The 26,255-nt window shown below is 51.8% G+C and carries 26 protein-coding genes; 16 read left to right on the top strand and 10 right to left on the bottom strand.

Translation table 11 applies throughout. From position 1 onward, the window contains the following. Positions 1 to 32: 32 nt before the first annotated feature. The 3 genes from AB4876_RS08755 to AB4876_RS08745 all read left to right on the top strand — a co-directional run bounded on the left by AB4876_RS08755 (position 33) and on the right by AB4876_RS08745 (position 2,410). Entirely contained in the window at positions 33 to 1,031 is a 999-nt protein-coding gene (locus AB4876_RS08755) for an adenosine kinase (RefSeq protein ID WP_368381266.1), read from the top strand. A 136-nt stretch (positions 1,032 to 1,167) separates the two neighbouring features. After that, complete coding sequence (trxC, locus tag AB4876_RS08750; protein ID WP_368381265.1) at positions 1,168 to 1,623, top strand: thioredoxin TrxC; 456 nt, start codon at positions 1,168 to 1,170, stop codon at positions 1,621 to 1,623. Between the two features lie 262 nt (positions 1,624 to 1,885). Continuing rightward, a complete protein-coding gene (locus tag AB4876_RS08745) occupies positions 1,886 to 2,410 on the top strand; it encodes a hypothetical protein (protein ID WP_368381264.1) in 525 nt (174 codons plus the stop codon). Positions 2,411 to 2,549: 139 nt separating this feature from the next. On the opposite strand, the gene AB4876_RS08740 is transcribed toward AB4876_RS08745, so the two are convergent. Genes AB4876_RS08740 through AB4876_RS08730 form a run of 3 tightly spaced genes read right to left on the bottom strand, consistent with a single transcriptional unit; the run spans position 2,550 to position 4,681 of the window. Continuing rightward, positions 2,550 to 3,137 carry a YajG family lipoprotein gene (locus AB4876_RS08740; RefSeq protein WP_368381263.1) on the bottom strand — a complete coding sequence of 196 codons (588 nt, stop codon included), beginning with the start codon at positions 3,135 to 3,137 and terminating at the stop codon, positions 2,550 to 2,552. A gap of 3 nt (positions 3,138 to 3,140) precedes the next feature. Beyond that, entirely contained in the window at positions 3,141 to 4,175 is a 1,035-nt protein-coding gene (locus tag AB4876_RS08735) for a DUF2333 family protein (RefSeq protein WP_368381262.1), read from the bottom strand. Beyond that, positions 4,175 to 4,681: a copper chaperone PCu(A)C gene (locus AB4876_RS08730; RefSeq protein WP_368381261.1), complete on the bottom strand. Its 507-nt coding sequence runs from the start codon at positions 4,679 to 4,681 to the stop codon at positions 4,175 to 4,177. Before AB4876_RS08730 ends, AB4876_RS08735 begins: the two co-directional genes overlap by 1 nt. 184 nt (positions 4,682 to 4,865) lie before the next feature. Here AB4876_RS08730 and AB4876_RS08725 point away from each other — a divergent pair, with 184 nt between their 5' ends. The 12 genes from AB4876_RS08725 (at position 4,866) to coq7 (ending at position 18,946) form a co-directional block, all read left to right on the top strand. After that, positions 4,866 to 6,578 carry a protein-disulfide reductase DsbD family protein gene (locus tag AB4876_RS08725; RefSeq protein ID WP_368381260.1) on the top strand — a complete coding sequence of 571 codons (1,713 nt, stop codon included), beginning with the start codon at positions 4,866 to 4,868 and terminating at the stop codon, positions 6,576 to 6,578. 185 nt (positions 6,579 to 6,763) lie between these two features. Further along, positions 6,764 to 7,204: a type II 3-dehydroquinate dehydratase gene (aroQ, locus tag AB4876_RS08720; RefSeq protein ID WP_368381259.1), complete on the top strand. Its 441-nt coding sequence runs from the start codon at positions 6,764 to 6,766 to the stop codon at positions 7,202 to 7,204. Between the two features lie 38 nt (positions 7,205 to 7,242). Next, on the top strand, positions 7,243 to 7,701 hold the full coding sequence (accB, locus tag AB4876_RS08715) for an acetyl-CoA carboxylase biotin carboxyl carrier protein (RefSeq protein ID WP_368381258.1): 459 nt from the start codon (positions 7,243 to 7,245) through the stop codon (positions 7,699 to 7,701). Between the two features lie 48 nt (positions 7,702 to 7,749). Continuing rightward, positions 7,750 to 9,090, top strand: a complete 1,341-nt coding sequence (gene accC, locus AB4876_RS08710; RefSeq protein ID WP_368381257.1) for an acetyl-CoA carboxylase biotin carboxylase subunit — start codon at positions 7,750 to 7,752, stop codon at positions 9,088 to 9,090. 87 nt (positions 9,091 to 9,177) lie between these two features. Then, complete coding sequence (gene prmA, locus AB4876_RS08705) at positions 9,178 to 10,065, top strand: 50S ribosomal protein L11 methyltransferase (RefSeq protein ID WP_368381256.1); 888 nt, start codon at positions 9,178 to 9,180, stop codon at positions 10,063 to 10,065. A gap of 33 nt (positions 10,066 to 10,098) precedes the next feature. Next, complete coding sequence (locus AB4876_RS08700; RefSeq protein ID WP_368381255.1) at positions 10,099 to 10,932, top strand: zinc-ribbon and DUF3426 domain-containing protein; 834 nt, start codon at positions 10,099 to 10,101, stop codon at positions 10,930 to 10,932. 134 nt (positions 10,933 to 11,066) lie between these two features. Beyond that, complete coding sequence (dusB, locus tag AB4876_RS08695; RefSeq protein WP_438273406.1) at positions 11,067 to 12,056, top strand: tRNA dihydrouridine synthase DusB; 990 nt, start codon at positions 11,067 to 11,069, stop codon at positions 12,054 to 12,056. Beyond that, complete coding sequence (gene fis / locus AB4876_RS08690) at positions 12,053 to 12,361, top strand: DNA-binding transcriptional regulator Fis (protein WP_438273405.1); 309 nt, start codon at positions 12,053 to 12,055, stop codon at positions 12,359 to 12,361. Before dusB ends, fis begins: the two co-directional genes overlap by 4 nt. A gap of 63 nt (positions 12,362 to 12,424) precedes the next feature. Continuing rightward, complete coding sequence (gene purH / locus AB4876_RS08685) at positions 12,425 to 14,005, top strand: bifunctional phosphoribosylaminoimidazolecarboxamide formyltransferase/IMP cyclohydrolase (RefSeq protein WP_368381254.1); 1,581 nt, start codon at positions 12,425 to 12,427, stop codon at positions 14,003 to 14,005. A 170-nt stretch (positions 14,006 to 14,175) separates the two neighbouring features. Further along, entirely contained in the window at positions 14,176 to 15,453 is a 1,278-nt protein-coding gene (gene purD, locus AB4876_RS08680) for a phosphoribosylamine--glycine ligase (RefSeq protein ID WP_368381253.1), read from the top strand. 58 nt (positions 15,454 to 15,511) lie between these two features. Beyond that, complete coding sequence (locus tag AB4876_RS08675; RefSeq protein ID WP_368381252.1) at positions 15,512 to 18,220, top strand: response regulator; 2,709 nt, start codon at positions 15,512 to 15,514, stop codon at positions 18,218 to 18,220. Positions 18,221 to 18,304: 84 nt separating this feature from the next. After that, positions 18,305 to 18,946: a 2-polyprenyl-3-methyl-6-methoxy-1,4-benzoquinone monooxygenase gene (gene coq7 / locus AB4876_RS08670; protein WP_368381251.1), complete on the top strand. Its 642-nt coding sequence runs from the start codon at positions 18,305 to 18,307 to the stop codon at positions 18,944 to 18,946. 75 nt (positions 18,947 to 19,021) lie between these two features. Here the strand turns inward: coq7 and AB4876_RS08665 are convergent, their stop codons facing one another. Then, complete coding sequence (locus AB4876_RS08665; protein ID WP_368381250.1) at positions 19,022 to 19,429, bottom strand: VOC family protein; 408 nt, start codon at positions 19,427 to 19,429, stop codon at positions 19,022 to 19,024. A gap of 2 nt (positions 19,430 to 19,431) precedes the next feature. After that, a complete protein-coding gene (locus AB4876_RS08660) occupies positions 19,432 to 19,854 on the bottom strand; it encodes an OsmC family protein (protein ID WP_368381248.1) in 423 nt (140 codons plus the stop codon). A gap of 145 nt (positions 19,855 to 19,999) precedes the next feature. Between AB4876_RS08660 and crp the strand changes: the two genes are divergently transcribed. After that, positions 20,000 to 20,638: a cAMP-activated global transcriptional regulator CRP gene (gene crp, locus AB4876_RS08655; RefSeq protein WP_368381247.1), complete on the top strand. Its 639-nt coding sequence runs from the start codon at positions 20,000 to 20,002 to the stop codon at positions 20,636 to 20,638. Between the two features lie 90 nt (positions 20,639 to 20,728). Here crp and trpC read toward each other — a convergent pair whose 3' ends face one another. From trpC to AB4876_RS08630, 5 genes are all read right to left on the bottom strand, one after another. Then, entirely contained in the window at positions 20,729 to 21,535 is an 807-nt protein-coding gene (gene trpC / locus AB4876_RS08650) for an indole-3-glycerol phosphate synthase TrpC (protein WP_368381246.1), read from the bottom strand. Next, positions 21,532 to 22,581: an anthranilate phosphoribosyltransferase gene (gene trpD, locus AB4876_RS08645; RefSeq protein WP_368381346.1), complete on the bottom strand. Its 1,050-nt coding sequence runs from the start codon at positions 22,579 to 22,581 to the stop codon at positions 21,532 to 21,534. The genes trpC and trpD overlap by 4 nt, the downstream gene beginning before the upstream one ends. A 2-nt stretch (positions 22,582 to 22,583) precedes the next feature. Next, complete coding sequence (locus AB4876_RS08640; RefSeq protein ID WP_368381245.1) at positions 22,584 to 23,168, bottom strand: aminodeoxychorismate/anthranilate synthase component II; 585 nt, start codon at positions 23,166 to 23,168, stop codon at positions 22,584 to 22,586. Further along, complete coding sequence (trpE, locus tag AB4876_RS08635) at positions 23,168 to 24,664, bottom strand: anthranilate synthase component I (RefSeq protein ID WP_368381244.1); 1,497 nt, start codon at positions 24,662 to 24,664, stop codon at positions 23,168 to 23,170. Before trpE ends, AB4876_RS08640 begins: the two co-directional genes overlap by 1 nt. Positions 24,665 to 25,522: 858 nt before the next feature. Further along, positions 25,523 to 25,990: a hypothetical protein gene (locus tag AB4876_RS08630; protein ID WP_368381243.1), complete on the bottom strand. Its 468-nt coding sequence runs from the start codon at positions 25,988 to 25,990 to the stop codon at positions 25,523 to 25,525. Positions 25,991 to 26,255: the final 265 nt, after the last annotated feature.

The raw sequence follows: 26,255 nt of genomic DNA, 5'->3' as shown, positions 1-26,255 counted from the left end.
CGGCACTTTACCGCAAGTGACTGGCAAATCAGATGAAAAAATACCACCTCTATGGAATTGGCGCCGCCTTGGTCGATACCGAAATCGAAATCAACGACGCAGAACTGAAATCCCTTGGCGTGGAAAAAGGCCTGATGACCCTCGTCGATGCCGCCCGTCAACAGGAACTCTTGGACAAGCTCAGCGGCCATATGGTTCACGCCAAACTCGCCAGCGGCGGCTCGGCCTGCAATAGCATTGTTGCCGCCGGCTACTTTGGTGCCAGCAATTACTATTCCTGCAAAGTGGCAAACGACGAACACGGCCACTTTTTTATGAACGACATTAAGGCAGCCGGAGTCGATGCCGATTTTGACGGCGACAAAGCTGCCGGCACCACCGGTAAATGCCTAGTGCTGATCAGCCCCGACGCCGAGCGCAGCATGAACACCCACTTGGGCATTAGCGAAACATTGTCGGTGGCCGAAATCAATGCCGAGGCTCTCGCCAACTCGGAGTACTTTTACGCCGAAGGCTATTTGGTTACCTCTGATTCTGGCCGCGCCGCCGCCATCGCCGGCCGTGAACTCGCTGAGCGCAGCGGTGTTAAAACCGCACTAAGCTTCTCAGACCCAGGCATGGTGAGTTTCTTCCGCGATGGTTTGAACGACATGCTTGGCAACGGCGTAGACCTTATCTTCTGCAACGAAGCTGAAGCGCTAGGCTGGGCAAACAGCGAATCGATTAATGAAGCCGTTATCGCACTGAAACAAGTTGCCACAAGCTTCGCCATCACCCTCGGCGCCAAAGGCGCACTGGTATTTGACGGCGAACAGCTACACAACATTGCTGGCCACCCAGTAAAAGCCATAGACACTAATGGCGCAGGCGATATGTTTGCCGGCGCCTTTCTCTACGGCATAACCCATGGCTACAGCTATGCTCAGGCCGGCGCCTTAGCCAGCCGCGCCGCCGCCGAAGTCGTATCGCAATATGGCCCGCGCCTGCAAGGGCCCCGGCATCAAACATTACTTAAAGAGCTAAAGCTTTAAGGAATGTCTGGCAAGGTTTTCCCGCGCGCATCAGTGCCGAGAAGACCTTGCCTCCCGCTACCCATCGCCAACTCCTTGAAATCCCCGCCCTCAGGCCGCATATCAGTAGTATGACTTGCTGTAATTAGGACGCCCCATGAGCACCAGCCCTTCGCTACAACTGATTTGCCCTAGCTGCGCCGCGATTAACCGCGTACCCGAAACACGCATTAGCGATGCGCCAGTATGCGGCAAGTGCAAGCAGTTATTGCTCGATGGCAAGGTCATCAACGCCAGCGACGCTAACTTCAATCGCTATATTCAACAAAGCGGCCTGCCTGTGCTTGTGGATTTTTGGGCACCGTGGTGCGGCCCCTGCCGCTCATTCGCACCGGTGTACAGCGAGCTTGCCAGTGAGATGCCGAGCCGCGCCAGTTTTATTAAGTTAGATACTGAGGCCAATCAAAACACTGCCGCACAATTTCAAATTCGCTCCATCCCAACCATGATATTGTTTCATCGCGGGCGAGAAATTACGCGCCTATCTGGCGCCTTGCCCAAAGGGCAATTTAAGCAGTGGCTAGAACAGCAACTCGGCGGTCTACACAATTAATTTAGCGGGATATTCCAAGCAAAAACCGTACTATTCTATCTGATATCAGGGCTCAAGATCCGCGGGCTTATCGCGCCCCTGTATTAATACGTACATAAGTCCTGCGACTTCAGCTTTATGATAAACATGCTCTTGCCATCAGAGGCAGTGAAAGGCCTATCGGGCTGAAACAAGCGATCAAGAACCTCCTATTTTTTACTCACTATCTTACGCACAACTACCTGCCGTCCATTAAGCTTCACGACATGACTGGAATTCATCAATGAAAAAAATAATCTTTTTACTTTTAGCAACCTCTGCTATCGCGATATCGGGCTGCGCGACAAGTGCGCCGACTTTCGGCGATCGTATAAAGGCCGACGGCGAATCAACCGTCGCCATTGCAGAACAATGGGAAGAAGGGGAAAACTTGGTAAAGAAAGGTGAAAAACAAGTCAAAGAAGCGCATAAAACTGTCGCCAATGGCCGCGCAGATCTGCGAGATGGCGAGCAACTTATAATAGCTGGAAATATTGCTGTAGAAACCAATCGGCAAGCCTTTCAAGCACTTGCTCAAATAGCACAAAGCACCGCAGATGTTGATACCGCAGCTGATCGCGTTTACAAACTTAAAAAATATGCGGTTTCCTGGGAGGAAGGAGAGAAAAATATCGTTAAAGGACGAGACTTAATTAAGCGTGGAAATAGCCGCATTGCCGAGGGTGAGTCCAATATTACAAAAGGCCATAAGCTCATCGAGGTCGGTCGCGTGAAAATGCAAGATGCGGAATCTAGCTATCGTCCGTAATCTACGCTGGCATTTCATGGTTGATATCTATGCAATATTGTAATTTATCCCGCGGCGGACGCATCCTCCCGTAGTATTTCAGGCACAAAAAAGGCGGTGCGCCTAACGCATCCGCCTTCCTCTCACTAGCCAATTCGCGCTAGTTTTTCCGTAAGAAGCCCACTAATTTTGGGTCATCAAACATGCTATTTAACACCTCTACCACAAGGCCGTTAACCATCTCGGTATTGTGAGATTCGCTGGGCGCATTGAAGAATTTCTGTTTGCGCTTTACTCGATAGCGGCCCTCGTAGTGTTCATTGCCGCGGCTGGCTACCACATTGACGGTGGCGAGCATGTCCATATCGTAACCAACGCCATCCTCTTTAGGGTGGTTATATACCAGCGAGTCGAAAATCACATGCAAGTCGACTGTATCAGCTCTGAGGCTGTCCGTGTCGTACCCCATCGCCGCCATATGGGCTGCCAAGGGCTTCTCTACAGCTAGAGACAAATCATTACTAATGGTCACTACCGAGGTATCGCGGTAGGTGCCACCGCGACTGCCCAAGACTTTATTCTGGCGCTGATCGCTAACCCTGACATGCACTGGACTATTATTGCCATTTTGACTACTAGGGGCTGCAAACTGTGGCGCCAATTTAATCGCTTGCGGACTAGAGGCGCAGGCGGTAAGCCACACGCTGGCGGCGAGCACACAGGTTTTAAGTAAAGTTGAGTAAACCATCATTTATCCTTGAGATAACAAGTCACGTAAATCAGTTATAGCACCATTAGCGCGGCTAATATAAGACGCCATCACCAGTGAATGGTTGGCTAAAAAACCAAAACCACTGCCATTTAAGACCATTGGGCTGAACATTGCCTGCTGGGTTCCCTCTAGCTCACGAATTATTTGTCGCAAACTCACGCTGGCATTTTTATTGGCCAATACATCGGCAAAATCCACCTCTACCGCCTTCAGGAAGCAAATCAAGGCCCAAGCCGTGCCGCGAGATTCGTAAAATACATTGTCGATTTCTAACCATGGCGTTTTAACCTGAACCTCGCTTGAGGCTGGGGTAGACTGCCGCGCATTGGCGTCGTTAGCCAGATCGGTGTTCAAGCGCGGCCGGCCAACACTGGCACTCAGGCGCTGCGACAAACTCCCTAAGCGCGATTCCACCCCCGCCAACCAGTAACGCAAGTTATCGGCGCGGGCGTAAAATTGGGCCTGAGGCTGATCAACATCAGCAAGACGACTGCGATAGGCTTTAAGAAACTTAATACCTTGACGGTATTCCGACTCTGAAGCTGGCACCGCCCAACTATTATTAGAGAAGTTAAAACGCGGCTCAGCCCTAGACAAATCTCCGTCTTCTTGGGATTGCGACTGGGAGCGGCTAAAGTTTTCGCGCATAGCGCGGCTAAGATCCCTGACCTGAATGAGTACCCCATATTCCCATGCGGGCATATCGTCCATAAAAATGCCTGGTGGGCTAATATCATTGCTAATAAAACCACCAGGCTTGTCGAGCAGAGTTTCAGTCACATCAATTAAGGCAGAGCTTGTAGCTGTGCCGATAACGCCGACTTTGGCGTCTTTTTGCAAATACTGGGTATTGGGCATATCGGGTGTAAAACTCCAATACACCCCAAAAATCATCACCACCAGAAGATAGGCAGGCACGATCACTGCGGCTATTTTTAGCGCGAGCCCATTGCCGAGCCAATCCTGCGCAGTTTCTTTGCCCCTAGCCACGAGGTCTTTTATTTTTTCAATCATCAATGCATTCCTTTGTGTTCGGTATGACTCATATTGGCGCGAGCAGCGTTGTTCGGGGTGGGCGCGGGTTTGAGCACACTAATTACCGGCGCGTCGACTGTGATTAGCTCACCGCCAGCGGTTTTTAGGTTAAATTGCACCTGATCACCGTCAGTCAGCGGCCGCGTCAAATTGATCAACATTAAATGGTAGGCCCCAGGCGCAAAAATAAACTCGCCACCGGCGGGCACCGTAATAGCGTCTTCACGCTGCATCGACATCATGCCATTGCGATGCTGATGACCATGTATTTCTAAACCCTCGGCGGCGTCACTGGCGCCAGCAACAATCTGCACATCACGGTCGCGATGATTTTGCACACTAAAAAACGCAGCCGTATTGCGCTGGCTGGGCGGCAAACCCCGCACATAGGCATTTTCTACCGTAATTTGATCGGGCTGAGCCTGCAGCACCGCACTGAATAACAGCGCGGCCAACCCCCCAACACTCATCCACTTACAACTCACAAGTCCTCCAAGGCGCCACCTGTTGCTTATCGGCGACACTATTACTCAAATAATATTGCCTGAATTATTACATTCAAGACCACAGCGCAATTCAATACCGGTAAACTCACTAGCAATTTATACTTGAGCATCGAAACACGTAATTATGACGTATCATAACGCCACCGCCGCAGTGATTGTATTTATGAAACCGCTTTTATTATCGCTTATTCTCCTGGTCTTTGGCGCCAGCGCCCACAGTCAAGACTTCTTAAACACTGCGCCTCAAAACTTTGGCACTAGCAGTCCGAGTTTTTTACCGGTAGAACAGGCCTATCAAGCGGAGCTGCTGTGGAATAATGACGATTTATTGCTCGGCTGGAAAATAGCCGAAGGCTACTATCTTTATCGCGAGCGTTTTCAGCTCACGGCCAGCGCCAATGGTATAAGCCATGCCATTAGCACCCGCTTTGAAGCGGGTAAAGTAAAGCAGGATCCCTATTTTGGCGAAACCGAAGTCTACTACCACAATACAGCGATAGCGATCAGCGATATACCCAGCCAACCCTTTACGCTTAGCATAACCTCCCAGGGCTGCGCTGATGCAGGGTTGTGCTACCCCCCGCAAACCCAGCACTACCGCATTAATCCAAGCACTCAGACTATAGAAGAGTCCGCAAGCGCAAGCTCGGCTGCGGCCACGATTACTACCACTACCACTACCGCAACCGCCAACTCCGATGCTCGATCACTTTGGCTAATCCTAATATTTGCAGCCCTAGGCGGCGCCATCCTTAATTTAATGCCTTGTGTGTTCCCAGTACTGGGTCTTAAGGTATTGAGTTTTGCCAATGCCCGCAGCGGCAGCCCCGCCAACCATGGCGCGGCGTACAGTGCTGGCGTGGTTTTGAGCTTTGTTGCCGTGGCCGGTGTATTAATCGCGCTACAACAAGCGGGGCAAGCAATTGGCTGGGGCTTTCAGTTGCAAACACCGTGGTTTGTCGCGCTATTGGCCACCCTATTCTTTGTGCTGTCGCTGAACTTACTCGGCTTATTTGAGATTGGCGGCAGCTGGATGAACATCGGCGGCGATCTTAGCCGCCAGTCCGGTTACAGCGGCAGCTTCTTTACTGGGGTGCTCGCCACAGTGGTCGCCAGTCCCTGCACAGCGCCCTTTATGGGTACCGCGGTAGGCTTTGCCGCCAGCCAAACACCCGCCATTTCACTGCTTGTGTTTGCCTTTATCGGGATTGGCATGGCCCTGCCAGTAATGCTATTAACCTTATTCCCCGCAGGGCTGCGTCGTCTCCCCAAACCCGGTCAGTGGATGGTTACACTGCGCCAGCTACTTGCCTTTCCCCTGCTCGCTACCGCAGTTTGGCTGAGCTGGGTGGTCGGCCGTCAAACCGGCGCCAATGGCATGGCGCTTATTTTGTCTGCTTGGCTCTTGATTGGCTTTGGTCTGTGGCTCTACCCGTTGGGACGGCTTGCTAAAGTACTGGCGATTGCAGCTTATATTGGCGCACTAAGCCTGATGCTCAGCGGCCTCAATAAACCAATCGAAACTGCCAGCGCAGCGAGCGGTTTTGACGTCAGCCAAATTCAGCGCCTGCGCGAAAACGGCCAAAATGTGTTTTTAGACGTTACCGCCGATTGGTGTATTACCTGCGCCGCCAACGAGGCACTGGTATTACACACCGACGCAATACGTGCCGCCTTCATTCTGCACAATGTTCACTATGTCACAGCGGACTGGACTCGCTACGATCCAGCCATCACCCAACTGCTCGCTGATTACCAGCGCAACGGTATTCCGCTCTATGTCTACTTCCCAGCCGATCTCGCTGCCAGCCCAGTTGTCTTACCCCAAGTATTAACTAAGAGCATGCTGCTCAGCTTGCTCGACGAGCCAATTTAAAACGTTTTTGCGCCCTTTCAGTGTTAGCACCGAAAACACTGAGAGGCACAAAATTCCGGTCATCTTCTGCAAACTTGCGGCTAAATGCACGCTATCTTAAAAAATTCACGGTATGCGTTGGACTCATAAATACAAATAAGGCACAATCTGCCCATACACTGAGCAATGCAACGTAGAAGCAAAATATGGCGTCAATACTTGTACTTCATGGCCCCAATCTCAACCTCCTCGGCAGTCGTGAGCCCGGCGTTTACGGCAGCAAGACCTTGGCCGATATAGACACTACGTTACAGCTATCTGCGAAGGCCTCAGGACACCACCTGCAGTCAATGCAAAGCAATGCCGAGTACGAGCTAATTGAACGCATTCACTTGGCACGGCCCGAAGGCATCAATTTTATTATTTTTAATCCCGCAGCATTTACCCACACCAGTATTGCTCTGCGCGACGCGCTGCTGGCGGTCGACATCCCTTTTATTGAAGTGCATTTATCCAATGTGCACGCGCGAGAGAGCTTTCGCCACCACTCTTATTTTTCAGATATCGCTCAGGGCGTGATCTGCGGCTTGGGTGCTGCGGGCTACGGCTTTGCTCTGCAAGCAGCAATAAACCAGTTAAGCGAATAACAACACTTATCAATTCACTCACATTAAAGAGAGTTACTATGGACATTAGAAAAGTAAAAAAACTCATTGAGTTACTCGAAGAATCAAATATCGACGAGCTAGAGATCAAAGAGGGCGAGGAGTCTGTGCGCATCAGCCGCAACAGCGCCGCCAAAGGCATGATGGCACCACAGTATATGCAGCAGCCCATGCAATATGCGCCGCAGCCCGCCGCCGCGCCCGCTGCTGCAGCAGCAGCTCCAGTTGAAGCGCAAGGCCCAAGCGGTCACTTAATCAAGTCACCTATGGTAGGCACCTTCTACCGTTCACCTTCACCATCTTCACCTGCCTTTGTTGAAGTGGGTCAGCACGTTAAAGCAGGCGATGTTATCTGTATCGTTGAAGCTATGAAGATGATGAACCAAATCGAAGCGGACAAATCTGGCGTCATAGAAGCGATTCTTGTAGACGACGCTGAGCCCGTGGAATTTGATCAACCCTTGATCACCATTGTGTAACACCGGCAAAACCACGATCAAAGCACTATAAAGAGGGATTGATTCCAAATGCTTAAAAAAGTCGTCATTGCCAACCGTGGTGAAATTGCCCTGCGGATTTTGCGCGCTTGCAAAGAATTGGGTATTAAAACGGTAGCAGTACACTCGTCAGCAGACCGCGATCTGATGCACGTCCGCCTAGCAGATGAGTCAGTGTGTATTGGCCCCGCGCCATCACCGGCCAGCTACCTGAATATTCCAGCGATTATCAGCGCCGCCGAAGTCACCGACGCCGTCGCCATTCACCCCGGCTACGGCTTCCTCGCGGAGAATGCAGATTTCGCTGAACAAGTCGAAAAAAGCGGTTTTATCTTTATCGGCCCTACCCCCGACATTATTCGCATGATGGGTGACAAGGTCTCGGCGATAAAAGCCATGAAAAAGGCCGGCGTACCCACCGTACCCGGATCCGATGGCCCAATCACCGATGACAATGAACACACCCTAAAAGTGGCCAAGCGCATCGGCTACCCAGTGATCATAAAAGCTGCTGCTGGCGGCGGTGGTCGCGGCATGCGAGTAGTTCATAGCGAAGCCGCCCTACTCAACGCCGTTTACGTCACCCAGTCTGAAGCGAGCTCAGCATTTGGCGATGGCACGGTGTATATCGAGAAATTCCTCGAAAATCCACGCCACGTCGAAATTCAGGTTCTGGCCGACGGCCAAGGTAGCGCAGTTCATCTCGGCGACCGCGACTGCTCACTGCAGCGTCGTCACCAGAAGGTATTAGAAGAAGCGCCGGCACCGGGCATTCCCGATGAGATTCGCGCACAAGTTGCCAAATCCTGCGTTGATGCCTGTATCGCCATTAATTACCGCGGCGCCGGCACCTTTGAGTTCCTCTACGAAAACGGTCAGTTCTTCTTTATTGAGATGAACACCCGCATTCAGGTGGAACATCCCGTTAGTGAAATGGTGACTGGTGTTGATCTTATCAAACAGCAGCTATTAATAGCTGGCGGCGAGAAGCTATCCATCACTCAGGATGACATCAAAATCAAAGGTCACGCCTTTGAGTGCCGGATAAATGCCGAAGACCCCAAAACCTTTATGCCCTGCCCAGGCTTGATCAAGCACTACCATGCCCCCGGCGGCCTAGGCGTGCGGGTGGACTCGCATTTGTACAGCGGCTATACCGTTCCCCCCCATTACGATTCGATGATCGCCAAAATCATCACTTGGGGAGATAATCGCGAAATCGCCCTTGCCCGCATGCGCAATGCACTCGATGAGTTAGTAGTAGACGGCATTCGCACCAATACCGATTTGCATCGGGACTTGGTTAGGGATGCGGCTTTCCGCGAAGGTGGCGTAAGTATTCACTACCTAGAAAAGAAGCTTAAACTGTAAAATAGTTTAAACTGCACACTCAAAAGGGGCTTCGGCCCCTTTTTTACATTCTGCCAAACTTATTAAATTTCAAAAAGAGTTAGCCCTATGACATGGTTACAACTGCGCCTAGACACCAACCCAGCCTCTGCACCCGCGCTAGAGGATGCCCTACTGGAAATAGGCGCCGCCGCAGTGACCATGGAAGACAATGCAGATCAACCCGTTTACGAACCAGGCGTGGGTGAAACCCCCATGTGGCAACAGACTCGGGTCACGGGTCTATTCACCGCCGACACTGACATGGACGCCATTCTAATTGCCCTAGAAGCCCAATTTGGCGAGGCGCTACCGCCCCACCGCAGTGAAATTTTGGAAGACCGCGACTGGGTCCGCGAGTGGATGGACAGCTACCACCCCATTCAATGTGGCGAGCGCCTGTGGATTTGCCCAAGCTGGCGAGAACCGGTTGATCCCAGCGCAGTGAACCTGCTGCTCGACCCCGGCCTTGCCTTTGGCACCGGCACCCACCCCACCACTTGGCTGTGCATGCAGTGGCTAGACCAGCAAAATCTAGATGGCCTAACAGTAATCGATTACGGCTGCGGATCGGGCATATTAGGTATTGCCGCATTATTGCTCGGCGCCAAAAAAGTCATTGCCATCGACAACGACCCCCAAGCACTGCTTGCTACCCGCGACAATGCTCAGCGCAACAATATCGACGACGACCGTATCGACTGCCTGCTCCCCGAGCAAATACCCAGTAATTTGCATGGCGACGTAATGGTTGCCAACATTCTCGCTGGCCCGTTGATTTCACTGGCACCTAACTTAGCAGCAGCGTTAAGCGCCGACGCACCGATTTGCCTGTCAGGTATCCTCAACAGTCAAGCCGAAGAATTGCTGAGCTGCTACCGACAGTGGTTTAATGAGTTGGAGATCACTGCCAAAGACGAATGGGTTCGCGTTAATGGCAGCAAAAACGCCCCCTAATCCCAAAAACCGATAAACTGATAAGCGCCGCCAATGCCGACTGAGTCTACAGCAAACCCCGCCGAAAACGTGCAATGCCCCCAGTGCCAAACACGTTTTCGAGTTACCGCCCAGCAACTTAAATTAGCCGCGGGACTGGTGCGCTGCAGTGTATGCATGAGCATCTTCAATGCCGCCCCAGCAGTTGCGCATGCCGACGACATTGGCAATACCACTGAAGCAAATATCGCGCAGACAGAGCCAGAGCTTGATTCAACCCCAACAAACGACGAAAACGATCTTAATAGCGAAGCAGGCACCGATGAAAAAGACACCTCACCACTAGATCTGCTTGATGGCCTCAGCACGTTCAATCACGATTTTGAACATCATCAAGTTCGCCAGCGGCCGCGGCGCTGGCCCTGGCTAGCAGCCAGCTTCATTGCTTTTATAGGCCTTGCTGGGCAAATTGCGCTCTCGCAAAAACCCCTGCTATTCGCCAGCCCCGCTGGCGACTATTTGCGCACACTGTGCCCGCTACACCCCTTACTGTGCGAAACCAAAGCCCCCGAAAAGCGCCTACTTGGCAATGTGGTTAGCACCCACCTCTTGGTCCGCAAGCACCCTAGTAGCGCCAACGCGCTCATTGTTGACACCATATTATTAAACCGCGACCCTGTCGCAAGTCACTTCCCCACCCTCCAGTTACGCTTCAGCGACATCGGCGGTCAAACCCTCGCCAGCCGAGCATTTCGACCTAGCGAATACCTTGCCGGCGAACTCAATGCCCTGTCTGAACTGCCCAGCCAGCAACCCGTGCACGTTGCCCTAGAGATCGTGGATCCCGGCCCGCAGGCGGTTAACTATCAGTTACAGCTGCTGCCGTAAAGCCCCATTTTTGCACTTCTTTCACACTCAGAGCTGGTTATTTTCTGAGCGCAAGTCTTCCGGTGAAGTCCGTTACCGAGTATCATAGCTGCCCTGTTTTCCCACTGTTAAACTCCCTTTTTCAGGGCATGGCGATGATCCAGATTGGTTCTCACAAGCTTCCTGCTCGTGCCGTATTGGCGCCGATGGCAGGCATCACCGACCTGCCTTTTCGACGTTTGTGCCGAGAGTTTGGTGCTGGTTTAACGGTGTCAGAAATGGTGATTAGCGACGCACAGCTGTGGCATACCCGCAAAAGCCATCTGCGTTTGGCTCACGACGACAATACACCCCGCGCGGTGCAAATTGCCGGCGCCGAGCCAGTCATGATGGCCGATGCAGCAAGGCGCTGCATGGAAATGGGCGCCGATATTATTGATATTAATATGGGCTGCCCAGCGAAAAAAGTCTGTAAGCGCGCCGCCGGCTCGGCCTTGCTAAAAGAGCCTGAGCTAGTCGAGCAAATACTCAAAGCCGTGGTCGGCGCAGTCGACATTCCGGTTAGTTTGAAAATTCGCACCGGCTGGTCCACCGATCAGCGCAACGGCGTAGACATTGCCAAGCTAGCCCAAGACTGCGGCATTCGCTCACTGGCAGTGCACGGCCGCACGCGGCAATGCCGGTATTTGGGCATGGCTGAGTACGATACGATTGCCGAAATAAAGCAGGCGATCAGCATCCCCTTATTCGCCAATGGTGATATCACCAGCGCCGAACAGGCCAAATATGTATTGGACTACACCGGCGCCGACGGGGTTATGATTGGTCGCGGCGCCCAAGGCAAGCCTTGGCTATTTCGCGAAATTGCCGCCTACCTCAGCACAGGGGTTTTGGCACCCGCCGCCACCGCAGCGGAAGTACAAGCAGTAATGCTGAGTCATATCAGCGCGCTACACCATTTTTACGGAGAACAGAACGGCCTGCGTATCGCGCGCAAACATTGCGCATGGTATTTGCAGGAGCACGACGCCAACACTGGCTTTCGCAGCGAATTCAACCGCCTCGAATCGGCCAGTGCACAACTAGATGCTGTACATCGCTACTTTGAACAGCACGGCCAAACTCTACAGGACGCAGCAGCATGAATTTAATGAGCACCGACAGCGCAGTGATTGCCGAGGTTAGCCCCAACCCCAGCCCCTCTGCCGATGATATAAGCAAGGCCAAGACCTTGCGAGACAGCGTAGCCATCGCCCTCAATAACTATCTGACCAATCTCGATGGCCAAGACGTTTGCGATGTTTACAATATGGTCTTATCCGAAGTAGAAGCGCCACTTTTAGAAGAGGTCATGCGCTACACCCGCAACAACCAGACTCGCGCCTCACAAATGCTGGGCCTGAATCGCGGCACCCTGCGCAAAAAGCTCAAACAATACGATTTGCTTTAAGCAATGTGATCAACACCAGACAAACGCATTAACCATTTTCAACCTTAAGGTAACTCTCTCTGCATGACTACTGACAATCAGGCCCGTCCCGTAAAGCGCGCACTCATCAGCGTTTCTGATAAATCCGGCATTGTTGATTTCGCTCGCGAACTCCGCAAACTGGGCGTTGAATTACTGTCTACTGGCGGAACCTTTGCCCTGCTTAAGCAGAATGATATTACCGTTACCGAAGTATCTGATTACACCGGCTTCCCCGAAATGATGGACGGCCGCGTAAAAACCCTGCACCCCAAAGTGCACGGCGGTATCCTTGGCCGTCGCGGCATTGATGACGGTATTATGACCGAGCACGGCATAGATGCTATCGACATGGTTATCGTCAATCTCTACCCCTTTGAAGCTACCGTGGCCAAACCCGGTTGCACCTTAGAAGATGCAGTAGAAAATATTGATATTGGCGGGCCGACCATGGTTCGCGCCGCTGCTAAAAATCACCGCGATGTGGCAATAGTCGTTAATGCGACTGACTACCAAGTAATCTTGGATGAGCTGCAAGCCAATGCTGGCTGCACCAGTCTCGCCACCCGCTTTGACTTAGCCATTAAAGCCTACGAGCACACCGCCGCTTACGACGGCATGATCGCCAATTACTTTGGTCGCCTCGTGCCCGGTGGCACCGAGAAATTCCCGCGCACTTTTAATAGCCAATTTATTAAAGTTCAAGACATGCGCTATGGCGAAAACCCCCACCAAGATTCAGCCTTTTACGTTGAGCGCCACCCCAGCGAAGCGTCAGTTGCCACCGCCACTCAGCTGCAGGGCAAGGCGCTGTCGTATAACAATATTGCCGACACCGATGCGGCACTGGAATGCGTTAAGTCCTTTGTGAAGCCGGCCTGCGTTATTGTTAAACACGCCAATCCCTGCGGCGTTGCCGTTTCTTTAAACGGCATTGGCGAAGCTTATGATCTGGCTTTTGCCACCGATCCCGAGTCGGCCTTTGGCGGCATTATCGCCTTTAACCGCGAGCTCGACGCCGCTACCGCCAAGGCGATTTGCGACCGCCAGTTTGTTGAAGTGATAATTGCGCCGACCGTTAGCGAAGAAGCCGCAGCCATCATTGCCGAAAAGAAAAACCTGCGCCTACTAAGCTGTGGCCAGTGGGACAAGAGCAGCCCCGCCTTCGACTACAAACGGGTTAATGGCGGCCTGCTGGTTCAAGACCGCGATCTCGGCATGATTACCGCTGCCGACCTTAAAATTGTGACCAAGCGCCAGCCTGAGCCAAGCGAGATCGACGATATGATCTTTGCATGGAAGGTTGCTAAATTCGTTAAATCCAATGCCATTGTCTACGCCAAAAACCGTCAGACCATTGGCGTTGGCGCCGGCCAAATGAGCCGCATTAACTCGGCCCGCATCGCCGCGATCAAAGCCGAACACGCCGGTTTACAAGTTGCTGGTGCCGTGATGGCCTCCGATGCATTCTTCCCCTTCCGGGACGGCTTGGACAATGCCGGCGCAGCCGGTATTAAATGCGTCATTCAGCCCGGCGGTTCGATTCGCGACGAAGAAGTAATCGCCGCAGCCGACGAGTACGGCATTGCGATGGCGTTTACAGGTATGCGCCACTTCCGCCACTAATCGCGCGCTGCTCGAACGGAAGATGCTGGACGGGAGACGGGGGATGCAAAAAACCTCTGCCTCCCAACCCAGCCTTGAAACTAAATACAGATAAAGGAGCTTGAACGCCGATAGCGATGATAGACCCAGTTTTGCGTCTCCCATCTCCCATCAAGTGTTCACCCAAGCATATGAATGTACTCATCATTGGCAACGGCGGCCGCGAACATGCGCTAGCGTGGAAGGTTGCTCAATCAGCGCAAGTTGAAACCGTATTTGTTGCCCCCGGCAATGCTGGCACTGCCTTGGATAGCAATATCGAAAACGTGGCAATTGCCATTGACGACTTTGCGGCATTGGCAGACTTTGCCGAAAACAATCAAGTCGGCCTCACCATCGTTGGCCCAGAGGCGCCGCTGGTCGAGGGCGTTGTCGATTTCTTCCAAGCTCGCAACTTACCTTGCTTTGGCCCCACCAAGGGCGCCGCACAGCTCGAAGGCTCTAAGGCCTTCACTAAAGATTTTCTCGCTCGCCACCAAATCCCCACCGGCAGCTACCAGAACTTCACCGAATTAGAACCCGCACTAGCCTACCTGCGCGAACAAGGAGCGCCGATTGTGGTCAAGGCCGACGGTCTCGCCGCGGGTAAAGGCGTAATCGTTGCAGAAACCTTAGCGCAAGCCGAAGACGCCGTGCGCGACATGCTGTCGGGCAATGCCTTTGGCGATGCCGGCTGCCGCGTGGTTATTGAGGAATTTTTAGAAGGCGAAGAAGCCAGCTTTATCGTGATGGTCGACGGTGAGAACATTCTCGCTATGGCCACCAGCCAAGACCACAAGCGGGTTGGCGACGGCGACACTGGTCCCAATACCGGCGGCATGGGCGCTTACTCACCAGCGCCCGTCGTGACCCCAGCAATCCACGAGCGGGTAATGAATGAGGTTATCATTCCCACCGTGCGCGGTATGGCCAGCGAAGGCAATCGCTACACCGGATTTTTATACGCCGGCTTAATGATCAATACCCAGGGCGAACCCAAGGTCATTGAATACAATTGCCGTTTTGGCGACCCCGAAACTCAGCCCATTATGCTACGTTTAAAATCCGACTTGTCAGCCCTTTGTCTTGCGGCCATTGCCGGTAAACTCGACACCGTTACCGCCGACTGGGACGCTCGTCCAGCAGTTGGGGTGGTCTTGGCTGCCGGCGGCTATCCCGGCGATTACGCTAAAGGCGAAGCCATCACCGGCATCCCAGCTGAAACAGATTGCAGCAAGGTCTTTCATGCCGGCACCCGCTTAGCCGATGGCAAGCTGGTAACCAATGGTGGCCGCGTACTTTGCGCCACCGCCATGGCCAACACCGTAGCCGAAGCCCAGCAGCTTGCCTACGCTGCTGCGAAACAGATAAAGTGGCAGGATGCCTTCTATCGCAACGACATTGCCTACCGCGCCATCGACCGGAAGTAAATTCCGGTCATTTCGCTCAATGCGCCAATCGCTGAGGCAAGTCTTACTCGCAATAGTAATGCTGTGCCTCGGCGCTGCCGTTCAGGCCTCGCCAGTACTGACACTCGACTCAAGCCAGAACAGCAGTAACCTTGCGCAATATAGTGACATCCTCAGCGATCCCGACAAAATCTATCGCATCCAAGATATTCTCAGCCCAGCGCTAAACGCTCAGTTTCGCCCCAGCGAAAGTGGTGACTTTCAGCTAGCGGGCAATAGCCGCTATTGGTTTCGCTTCACTTTGCACAATAGCAGCGACAAAACTCAGCGGCATTTACTGCAAGTCTTGCCAGACAACCCGAAATTCGTTCAGCTTTACCAGGGAGATGAGTCAATAGCAGCTTTTGCTACGGCAAAACTTATACGCTCGGAAACCCTGTTTGCAATAAATCTTGAAGCTCACAGCAGCGCCAGCTATTACCTTGTGGCAGAGTACAGTTTCCCTCGGCGCATGGCCATCGAGCTCCACAGCTACGCCAGTTTTCTAGGTGGAATCAGTAAGCGCGAATTCATCAACGCCGTCTTTTACGGCATTCTAACGCTCCTCCTTATTTTTAATGTTATTAGCGCCCTGCTTCATAAAGAAGCCTTATTTGCCAACCAAGCTGCCTATAGTGGCCTCATTATTATTTGCCAGTTATTGGCGTGGGGATATATCGGTGAGGCACAGGGATTACTGCCACCATGGCAGGGCTCAGGCTTAATTGTCGCATTAATGAGCATCGCCATTATTGACCTGCTTTATGCTCGGTATTTCCCTATTTACCCTACCCACCAGCCAGGTCGCTGGCTTAATGCCACCCGCTTTATGCTGGTATTCAACACCTTGTTCATCGCTATTGCCATCATTGGCGATAGTCGCAATATCAGTATGTTGATGCACTTCGTCGTGCCCGCTAATACCCTGCTCCTATTCGGCATGGCGCTGCATTGCTACCTCCAGAGTTACAGTCGATTAATTTTTTACTACCTCATCACTCGCAGCAGTATTATTTTAATTTATATTTTAAGCTTGCTGAGCTATTACCTAAATATCACCGATATCCGCGTGGTTAATACAATCCTGGTTGCCATGGCTACCGCTACCGGTATAAGCCACACCAGCCTGCTACTTGCCCGACACCACTATCGCATGCGCAAGCAAATGCAGGATGAACAGCGCATTGCCATTCTCGGCGAAGTCAATCGCGCTAAAACCGATGTACTCGCGCGAATTACCCACGACATTCGCACGCCTCTCAGCGCCATGCTTGGCGTAACAGAGCTATTACAAGACACCCGCCTAACAGCCAGCCAAGAAGACTACATCAGTACCTTGCAGCGCTCGAGTCATGAATTACTTCAGCTGCTCGACGAAGCCAGCCAAGCCGCTCGGTTTAGCGAAAGTGATGTAGAGCTGAGTAATCAACTGATAAATCTGCCGGAAATTATCGACGAATCCCTTGCAGGTTTCCGCAATATTGCCGCCGAACAGGCCATTGAACTAATCTGCGATATCGACAGCATGGTCAGCGAGCAACTCATTGGCGACCCCTCGCGTATCCGCCAACTACTGTCACACGCGATGAATAGCGCATTTGAACACTACGAAACCGGCTTTATCCTACTCAAAGTCTATCCCGCAGAAACCAAACCCGGCCTGCTGTTTTTTGACCTTAGTCACCACGGCAAACCCTTTAGCGCCCAAGAAAAGCAGGCGCTGAGTCGATCCATTAGCGACGATAGCAGCATCGTTAACGCGCGCTTTGCGATAGCCGCTCAGCTTATTAGCCTTATGCGCGGCCAAGTGAGTGTTCGGACCTCACCAAATGGCGCACATATTTTAAGTTTTTCACTGCAATTAGGCGCCCCCAAAAACCACGAGCACAACCACCTTGCCGCCACCGAGCTGCTCAATGGCAAGCGCCTGTTAGTGGTTGATAATAACCAGACATTCTGCAAAGTACTCAGCAAGCAGTGCAGCAATTGGGGCATGGAAGTTTTCACTGCCAATAGTGACAATGCGGCGGTGGCACTGGTCCGCAATCAAAGCTTACTGCAGGCCCCAATTGAGATTCTACTCATTGACCAAGCACTCGCCAGCGGCGGTTTAAAGCTGGCCAAGAGAATCCAGATAGAAAGTCAGGCCCAAAATCTGCAAACAATCACGCTGATGCTAGCCCACGCCAACATCAATTTTGAGCGCGATGAATTGCATAGCGCCGGTATTCGTCGGGTCCTTAGCAAACCGTTAAGTAGCGTCGCCCTGCGTAGCGCCCTATTAAATGAATGCCATTTTGACGCCAGCGTTAGCCACCGTTCGCCGGACCAATACAGCACTGACGCACTCAATCTGTCGTCCCTGCGATGCTTGATTGCCGAGGATAATCCAACCAATGCGCAAGTGCTAACGCGCATGCTGAGCAGCCTTGGCATTGAAGTACACCATGTAGAAAATGGCCAACAAGCGGTAAACACCTTTATGCGTAGCCGCTTTGACTTTGTCATTATGGACATTGAAATGCCGATAATGGACGGCGCCGAGGCCACTCGCCTAATTCGTCAGTTTGAAGAAGAAGAGGGCCGAGAGCGCACCCCAATTTTTGGCCTCACCGCCAACAGCCTTGACGAGCAGCGCGACAGCTATTTTAGAGCGGGCATGGATTTACATTTAGTGAAACCGATTCGTCTCTGGGAGCTGGCCGAAGCAATCAAGCGCTGGACCGGATACCAACACCAAAAAACCTAGGCGCAGCCTATCCAAACCTCAATGCTTGGCAACGACTCCTGCAAGCGAGTGAATACGGTTATAATGGCTGACGGAGGATCTACCATGACACGCGAATATTCCCTGCTCGACCGCGCCATCATGAGCGCAGATCGCAGCCTCAAGACTCTGGCCAAAGGCAGCGCCACCGCCAAACGCAGCAACCCTAGCCACGCTCTAAATTCCGTTCAGAGCGAAGATCAGCAACGCCGCCACGCTGCAGGGCTAATGCGCATCAATCACACCGGTGAAGTCTGCGCCCAGGCCCTCTACCAGGGCCAAGCGCTAAGCGCCAAAAATGTCGCAGTCAAAATAGCGATGGAGCAGGCGGCAAACGAAGAAATAGACCACCTCGCGTGGTGTGAACAGCGCCTACAAGAACTCGGCAGCCACACCAGCCACCTCAATCCACTTTTTTATATTGCCTCATTTGCCATCGGAGCTACCGCTGGCGCGATAAGCGACCGCATTAGCCTCGGCTTTGTCGCCGCCACCGAAGACCAAGTCTGCGCGCACCTACGCGAACACTTAGAAACCCTACCCGAAGATGACGTAAAATCCCGCGCTATCATCACCCAAATGCTTGAAGATGAAGCCGCCCACGCCACCATGGCGATCGCCGCAGGCGGGCAGGTTTTTCCAAGCCCTGTGAAAAAAGCGATGAGTTTAATGGCGAAGGTCATGACAGGCAGTACGTATTACGTTTAAAAGCCAGGATACGCGTTACGAGCGACGGTAAACGCTTAACAATACACCCACATTTTTTGCGTCTCCCGTCTCCGGTCAAGCACCCCTGCCGCTTATCGGCGGATGATAAATCATCTGCACCAAATTACCGTCGGGATCCAAGCAGTAAAAACTGCGCGCGCCGTCGCGATGAGTGCGGGGAGCGGCTTTAATTGCCACGCCATTTTCAAGTAGAAACGCGTGCCACGCATCGACCTCGTCGGGGCTGTCGATAATAAAACCGAAATGATCCAAGCGCTGACCCGCTATAGGTCGCTCGCCGCCCTGGTAGCGATGCAGAGCGAGGTTGTCGCAGCCGGAGCACAGGTAGATATTATCTGGGTCTGGCTGCCATTCTATCCGCATGCCCAGAAGCTGGGTATAAAAGTGCAGGGTTTCATCGAATTTCGCAACAAACAGCGCGAGATGTCGCAAACCTGCGTGGGCTTTCGGCCGGCTTAGCATGACTAATCCTCGCCCGTAATCTCGTAGCTGTGACTCACATCCACGCCAGCTGCCTCCATCATGATGGAGGCAGAGCAGTATTTTTCAGCCGAGAGTTCGACCGCGCGTTTAACATGCGCTTCTTTCAGCCCCTTGCCACTCACCACAAAATGCAGATGAATCTTGGTAAACACTGCCGGTACAGCGTCGGCGCGCTCGGCCTGTAACTCACAGCGACAATCACTCACATCTTGGCGCGACTTTTTAAGCATACTCATCACATCAAAGGAGGCGCAGCCACCCATACCCAATAACAACATCTCCATAGGGCGCACGCCCATATTGCGACCGCCGTGATCTTCTGGGCCGTCCATGACTACCGAGTGACCACTACCGGACTCTGCCAGAAACATTGCGCCATCAACCCACTTAACCGTTGCTTTCATTGTATCCTCTTAACAACACTATAAATTTGCCATAAGCTTACCACAGACCCTAGGATTCAGGCTCGCCATCGCCAGCAAAGCAGTTCATACTTAGCTTGCTTACACACGCATTGGACATTCTGTTAGATCAAGAGACCCCACAACCGTGCTGAACCCGCTAAAACCTGAAATTGCAAATCTCGAAGGCTTCCTGGCCCACTGCCACCGTCGCCGCTACCCCAGCAAAAGCACCCTAATCTACGCTGGCGACGACAGTGACGCACTGTTTTACATTACCGAGGGCTCGGTAACCGTAATCATTGAAGACGACGAAGGTCGCGAAATGATCGTTGCCTATTTAAACAAAGGTGATTTTTTCGGCGAAATGGGTGTGTTTGATGAAGACAGCCCCAGCACCCGCAGTGCATTAGTGAAAAGCCGCACCGAATGCGAAATTGCTGAAATTAGCTACAGTAAATTTCGCGAACTCAGCGAGCAGTATCCCGATATTTTACTGGCTTTGGGTCGCCAAATGGCCAAACGCCTGCGCTTAACTACCCGCAAAGTGGGTGACCTAGCCTTTCTCGACGTTACCGGCCGCGTGGCCCGCACCCTACTCGACTTGTGCAAGCAACCCGATGCAATGACCCACCCCGACGGCATGCAGATTAAAATTACCCGCCAAGAAATCGGCCGCATTGTTGGCTGTTCACGCGAAATGGTGGGCAGAGTACTAAAAACCCTAGAAGATCAGGGACTAGTCAATGTGAAAGGTAAAACTATGGTGGTGTTTGGCACACGCTAGCTGTGCTTAATGCTAAACGGGAGATGCAAAAGCGAGTGCGAACTGCATCCTTATCCCCCTGCCTTTTCTTATCCAGCGTCCAGTGGCTTATCAGCTAAACAGCTCCGCTAATTTGACGCCCGGCTCCTCAGCGCGCATAAATGCCTCGCCCACCAAAAATGCATTAACACCTTTGCTACGCATCGCCGCAACATCCTCGGCCGTGTGAATACTACTCTCAGTTACCACTATAAACTCACTGCCAATATCGGCCAGTAAATCAAAGGTAGTTTGCAGGGTGGTTTCAAAATTATGCAAATTGCGGTTATTAATGCCCACCAAGCGATTGCCCAACGGTAAAGTACGCGCCAACTCTTCGGCGTTATGTACTTCAATCAGCACGTCCAAGCCCAGCTCAGCTGCTAGCGAATTTAAATTCGCCATATCGGTATCATTCAGTGCCGCAGCAATTAACAGAATGCAATCGGCGCCAATCGCCCGCGCTTCATAGACCTGATAGGGATCGACAATAAAATCTTTGCGTATTACGGGTAGCGAGCACGCGGCACGCGCCTGTTGCAAATACGCCTCGCAACCCTGAAAAAAATCAGCATCAGTGAGTACCGACAAACACGCCGCGCCACCACGCTCATAACTTGCCGCAATCTCAGCGGGATGGAAATCCTCGCGAATTACGCCCTTAGACGGCGAGGCCTTTTTAATCTCGGCAATGACCGCCGACTGCCCAGTCGCCAACTTAGCCTCCATCGCCCGAACAAACCCCCGCGCTGCAGAGGCCGTTTTAATCTGCTCTTTGAGCATGGCAATCGACACCTTGGCGCTGCGCTCGGCAACTTCTTCACGTTTGCGGTCGATTATTTTTTTTAAAATGGTGGGGGTATTTAATACTGAACTCATTGCGGTGCTCCGCCAACCAAGCCTTGACTAAAGGCGGCTAACTCGCCCATTTTTTCTAGTGCCTGACCACCGTGAATGGTGTCTTCGGCCAGCGCGACGCCATTTTTAAGACTGGTTGCCACACCCGCCACATACAGCGCGGCACCGGCGTTTAGGGCAATCATATCTGCCGCTTTCTTCGCCGCGTCGGTGCTGCGCTTACCCAGCGCATCGCGAATCAACGCCAGTGATTCAACGCTATCCGCCACGTCTAAACCCACTAAACTCTGGCTCTCGATCCCTACATCCTCTGGGCTTAGTAAATATTCAGTAATCACGCCGTCTTTTAATTCGACAACTTCGGTGGCGCTGGCTAGGCTAATCTCATCCAAACCGTCTTTAGCATGCACAACCATCACATGCTCAGCGCCAAGGCGCTTCAACACCTCAGCTAAGGGCCGACACAATTCCGAGCTAAACACCCCCAACACCAAGCGCGTAACGCCGGCAGGATTAGTTAACGGACCAAGGATATTAAAGATAGTGCGCTGGGAAATTTCTCGGCGCACGCCAATCGCATATTTCATTGCCTTGTGGTGATTGACCGCAAATATAAAGCCCACACCAACCTCGCGAATACAGCGCGCCACTTGCTCGGCATTCAAATCGAGCTGAATTCCCGCCGTCTCTAACAAGTCCGCACTACCGCTCTTAGAGGAAACCGAACGATTACCGTGCTTGGCAACTCGCGCTCCTGCCGCGGCAATAACAAAGGTGCTGGCCGAGGACACATTAAACAAATTAGCGCCGTCGCCACCGGTGCCAACAATGTCCACCACATGATCCAGACCGCTAATATCAACTGGCACAGCCAGTTCGCGCATTACTTGTGCTGCGCCTTCAATTTCGTCGATGCTCTCACTCTTCATGCGCAGGGCAATCAAAAACGCGGCAATCTGGGCGTCACTGCACTGGCCGGTCATAATTTCGCGCATAACCGACGCCATCTCTTCGGTCGTCAAACTAAGGCGCTGAATGACCCGACCCAAAGCTTCTTTAATCGTCATACTCATGCGCCGCGCTCCAAAAAGTTCTTAAACAGTTCGTGGCCTTGCTCAGACAAAATCGACTCTGGATGAAATTGTACGCCCTCTATATCAAGGGTTTTATGACGCACACCCATAATCTCGTCGACACTGCCATCGTCTAACTGCGTCCACGAGGTGATTTCCAAGCAGTCTGGCAAACTTGCTTTTTCAATAACCAAAGAGTGGTAACGAGTTGCGACCAAGGGGTTATTTAAACCAGTGAACACGCCGCTATTGTGGTGGTGCATCGGCGAGGTTTTGCCGTGCATCACCTGGCGCGCACGCACGATTTTTCCGCCGAACACTTGGCCAATACTTTGATGGCCAAGGCAAACCCCCAAAATTGGAATTTCGCCAGCAAAGGCCTCGATGGCGGCCATGGAAATACCCGCCTCGTTTGGCGTACAGGGGCCAGGAGAAATCACCAAATGACTAGGCGCCATGGCGCGAATATCCGCCACATTCACTTCGTCATTGCGCACTACTTTGACCTCGGCGCCCAATTCGGCAAAATATTGCACCACGTTATAGGTAAAGGAGTCGTAATTATCGATCATTAATAACATTATGACGCCTCCTCTTTATTAACCACACCACTCTGCACCATAGACGCCGCCTTAAATACCGCCCGCGCCTTATTCATGGTTTCTTTCCATTCCAAGCGCGGCTGGGAGTCGGCAACGATACCGGCACCGGCTTGAATATGAAGCTGACCATCTTTTATAACCGCAGTACGGATGGCGATGGCGGTATCCATATTGCCGTTCCAGCTTAAATAGCCCACCGCGCCGCCATATACGCCGCGCTTAACGGGTTCTAATTCGTCGATGATTTCCATGGCCCGCACCTTCGGTGCGCCGCTCAAGGTGCCCGCAGGCAGGGTCGCGCGCAACACATCCATCGCGGTAATATCATCGCGCACCTGGGCGCGCACATTGGACACGATATGCATCACGTGGGAGTAGCGCTCAACCACCATTTTGTCGCTAAGCTCAACAGTACCGGTTTTGGCGACACGGCCAGCATCATTGCGGCCCAAATCGATGAGCATTAAATGCTCGGCAATTTCTTTTGGGTCCGCCAGCAACTCCTTCTCGAGTTCGAGATCTTCCGCATCGTTATGGCCGCGGCGGCGGGTGCCTGCTATGGGCCGCACCGTAACTTCACCGCCTTCTAGTCGCGCTAAAATTTCTGGCGAAGAACCAACAATATGGAAATCTTCCAGATTGAGGTAGTACATATAGGGCGAAGGATTAAGGTGGCGCAAGGCACGGTAAAAATTCAGCGGCGAGGCATTAAAAGGAATGCTTAGTCGCTGAGACAAGACCACCTGCATGGTGTCGCCGGCCAGTACGTAATCTCGTACTTTCTCGACCACTTCTTTAAACTTATCCTCACCAAAGCTCGACACAAAATCGGTTTCAGCAACGCCATCGGCCTCTAAGTTCAAGGTCGGCAGCATGGGCGACAAACCGCGGAGCATCTGCTCGTAGGAATCCAATCGCTCCTGGGCCTTGCCGTAAGCATTACCCTCTGCAGGATCAGCATGGGTAATAATTTTGACGATGCCCGACAGGTTATCGAAAACCAGCAGTTCTTCAGACACCATTAATAGGATATCTGGCGTACCGAGAACATCGGGCGGCGTAGTGGCCATCAACTTGGGTTCAATATAACGCACGCAATCGTAGGCGAAGTAGCCAACCAAACCCCCGTAAAAAGCCGGTAGTTCATCTAAGTCGGGTACTTGATAGCGCGCCTGAAAGGCTTCGACAAAGGCCAGCGGATCTTCGCAGTGGTGAGACTCAATGAGCTTACCGTCGCGGTGAATCGTAACCTTTAAGCCCTCCGCCCGTAATACGGTGCGAGCGCCAAGGCCGATAATGGAGTAACGCCCCCATTTTTCACCGCCGTGAACAGACTCAAATAGAAAACTATAAGGCTCGGCGGCGAGTTTCAGGTAGGCGCTAAGTGGAGTATCGAGGTCGGCGAGCACATCGCGGTAAACCGGAATACGGTTATAGCTTTGCTGCGCCAGTTCATTATATCGCTGGGCTTGCATGATAATTCCTTAAAAATGGTGGGTTGGCTGGCTAATTTGCGTCTGCAATAGCTACCATCGCCATCGACGGCAATCACTCAGCGGTGTTATGCGGGCCTTATGCACCATTTTTTCAGACTCATCACACTAAAATTAGAATTGGGTTCATTGTAACCGAGGCTGGCGAACGGGGAAACCTCAAAAACAAACCAGAATTCACTGTTATCAAGGCGTTACTGGATACACGTTCCAAAATAACGACTACGCAACTCTTTCAGCGACAATCACTTCAGGAGAAAACCTAAGCTACTGATAAAAAATGATTTTATTATACTCAATCGCAATAAGTGCAATACACGAAATTGACACCAACGTTGCTGCAACGTAGATCTCGGAGTTTCCCCGCTTAATATGGAAACTAAATGTATAGTGCTATTCTCACAACGGCTGCAAGTTAAAGCTGACTAGTAGCAAAATGACGGAAGAGCCTTGTGCCATATATTTTTCAGAACATTTGCGCTACGACTAGGTATGCCGAGCAGAGGGCGGTTACAGCTTTCAGCACCTTTAGGAATTTCCCATTAAGCACGCTCTATTGATTGCTTTCACAACAAGATAGCCTAATCATAATATAAAGCAATAAATTAACCATCAGACCGAGAAAAACCAATTAAAAGGCCCCTTCAGCAAAAAATTATACTTACGACACTCAAAATTGAGCTGATTTCTAGCCAAAATAGGAATTATGAAAAACATCCGATCAACCGCTAATTTATGACGATCACATTTTCTCAAAAAACCAAGAACAAATATTGACACACCCAAAACCAGCAACATGTTAGCTAGCTGAGCACACGACAGCTAACTAACATGACATTCTCACAAAGGCTGATTAACTAGCGGAATACGAGGAATCAATGCAATATCCGGCGTAACTAACACACCGCCGCTGGTAAAGAAATCAACCAAGCCTGCCGGATTATCAAACAACACCTCAGTCAAAGGAATGACATCAAAAGCAACCGGAAGAGCCAAATGCTGCAAGGGACGAATAAGTATCGCGGGGTTTCCAGAAGTAGGCCCAACCAAACCGCCCGCCTGCCCCAAACCAGACAAAGTTTTATCAATAGGTAAGTTTATTGCCATTAAACTTGTAGGTAAATCACCCATCGCAAATGGCAAAAACGTGCCCAGAACAGGTAAATCACCAATTAGCGAAATCGAACTTCCACCGCCAACCCCGAGCAAACCACCAATAATTGGCAATTCTTGTGCACTAGCTGCCCCAGCTAAGCCACAAAAAAGGACTGATGCAGCAATCCGCATTAACGTCTTATTCTTTTTCATTACAAACACTCCAAAAGTTTCATCACTCGGCCAGCTTACCCAGCAACTGACCTCCAAGTCAATAACGAATGTTACCCCCACAGATAACCGTTATTATTTGTGATCCAGTTCGCGCCACGCCCTACCCGCCACTATTAGAATGAGACTCAATAGCAAGAAATCACAATCCCATATGGACAACTAGAACACGAAAGATGGCGCAACGTATTGATATTAATATCAATACTTTGCGAACAACCACCCAGCCCACCTGAAACGTTTCGAA

This window comes from Zhongshania guokunii (genome assembly GCF_040892635.1).
Classification (GTDB): Bacteria; Pseudomonadota; Gammaproteobacteria; order Pseudomonadales; family Spongiibacteraceae; genus Spongiibacter; species Spongiibacter guokunii.
This window is presented reverse-complemented; position numbering and strand designations above follow the sequence as displayed.

Bases quoted from the DNA above. Each gene is read 5' to 3' on its own strand.
- dusB (WP_438273406.1), top strand. From the start codon at position 11,067: ATGATCCAGATTGGTTCTCACAAGCTTCCTGCTCGTGCCGTATTGGCG.
- prmA (WP_368381256.1), top strand. From the start codon at position 9,178: ATGACATGGTTACAACTGCGCCTAGACACCAACCCAGCCTCTGCACCC.
- AB4876_RS08675 (WP_368381252.1), top strand. From the start codon at position 15,512: ATGCTGTGCCTCGGCGCTGCCGTTCAGGCCTCGCCAGTACTGACACTC.
- aroQ (WP_368381259.1), top strand. From the start codon at position 6,764: ATGGCGTCAATACTTGTACTTCATGGCCCCAATCTCAACCTCCTCGGC.
- coq7 (WP_368381251.1), top strand. From the start codon at position 18,305: ATGACACGCGAATATTCCCTGCTCGACCGCGCCATCATGAGCGCAGAT.
- trpC (WP_368381246.1), bottom strand. From the start codon at position 21,535: ATGAGTTCAGTATTAAATACCCCCACCATTTTAAAAAAAATAATCGAC.
- AB4876_RS08745 (WP_368381264.1), top strand. From the start codon at position 1,886: ATGAAAAAAATAATCTTTTTACTTTTAGCAACCTCTGCTATCGCGATA.
- AB4876_RS08660 (WP_368381248.1), bottom strand. From the start codon at position 19,854: ATGAAAGCAACGGTTAAGTGGGTTGATGGCGCAATGTTTCTGGCAGAG.
- AB4876_RS08755 (WP_368381266.1), top strand. From the start codon at position 33: ATGAAAAAATACCACCTCTATGGAATTGGCGCCGCCTTGGTCGATACC.
- AB4876_RS08740 (WP_368381263.1), bottom strand. From the start codon at position 3,137: ATGGTTTACTCAACTTTACTTAAAACCTGTGTGCTCGCCGCCAGCGTG.
- purH (WP_368381254.1), top strand. From the start codon at position 12,425: ATGACTACTGACAATCAGGCCCGTCCCGTAAAGCGCGCACTCATCAGC.
- AB4876_RS08630 (WP_368381243.1), bottom strand. From the start codon at position 25,990: ATGAAAAAGAATAAGACGTTAATGCGGATTGCTGCATCAGTCCTTTTT.
- AB4876_RS08735 (WP_368381262.1), bottom strand. From the start codon at position 4,175: ATGATTGAAAAAATAAAAGACCTCGTGGCTAGGGGCAAAGAAACTGCG.
- fis (WP_438273405.1), top strand. From the start codon at position 12,053: ATGAATTTAATGAGCACCGACAGCGCAGTGATTGCCGAGGTTAGCCCC.
- purD (WP_368381253.1), top strand. From the start codon at position 14,176: ATGAATGTACTCATCATTGGCAACGGCGGCCGCGAACATGCGCTAGCG.
- trpD (WP_368381346.1), bottom strand. From the start codon at position 22,581: ATGACGATTAAAGAAGCTTTGGGTCGGGTCATTCAGCGCCTTAGTTTG.
- trpE (WP_368381244.1), bottom strand. From the start codon at position 24,664: ATGCAAGCCCAGCGATATAATGAACTGGCGCAGCAAAGCTATAACCGT.
- accC (WP_368381257.1), top strand. From the start codon at position 7,750: ATGCTTAAAAAAGTCGTCATTGCCAACCGTGGTGAAATTGCCCTGCGG.
- trxC (WP_368381265.1), top strand. From the start codon at position 1,168: ATGAGCACCAGCCCTTCGCTACAACTGATTTGCCCTAGCTGCGCCGCG.
- AB4876_RS08665 (WP_368381250.1), bottom strand. From the start codon at position 19,429: ATGCTAAGCCGGCCGAAAGCCCACGCAGGTTTGCGACATCTCGCGCTG.
- accB (WP_368381258.1), top strand. From the start codon at position 7,243: ATGGACATTAGAAAAGTAAAAAAACTCATTGAGTTACTCGAAGAATCA.
- AB4876_RS08640 (WP_368381245.1), bottom strand. From the start codon at position 23,168: ATGTTATTAATGATCGATAATTACGACTCCTTTACCTATAACGTGGTG.
- AB4876_RS08700 (WP_368381255.1), top strand. From the start codon at position 10,099: ATGCCGACTGAGTCTACAGCAAACCCCGCCGAAAACGTGCAATGCCCC.
- AB4876_RS08725 (WP_368381260.1), top strand. From the start codon at position 4,866: ATGAAACCGCTTTTATTATCGCTTATTCTCCTGGTCTTTGGCGCCAGC.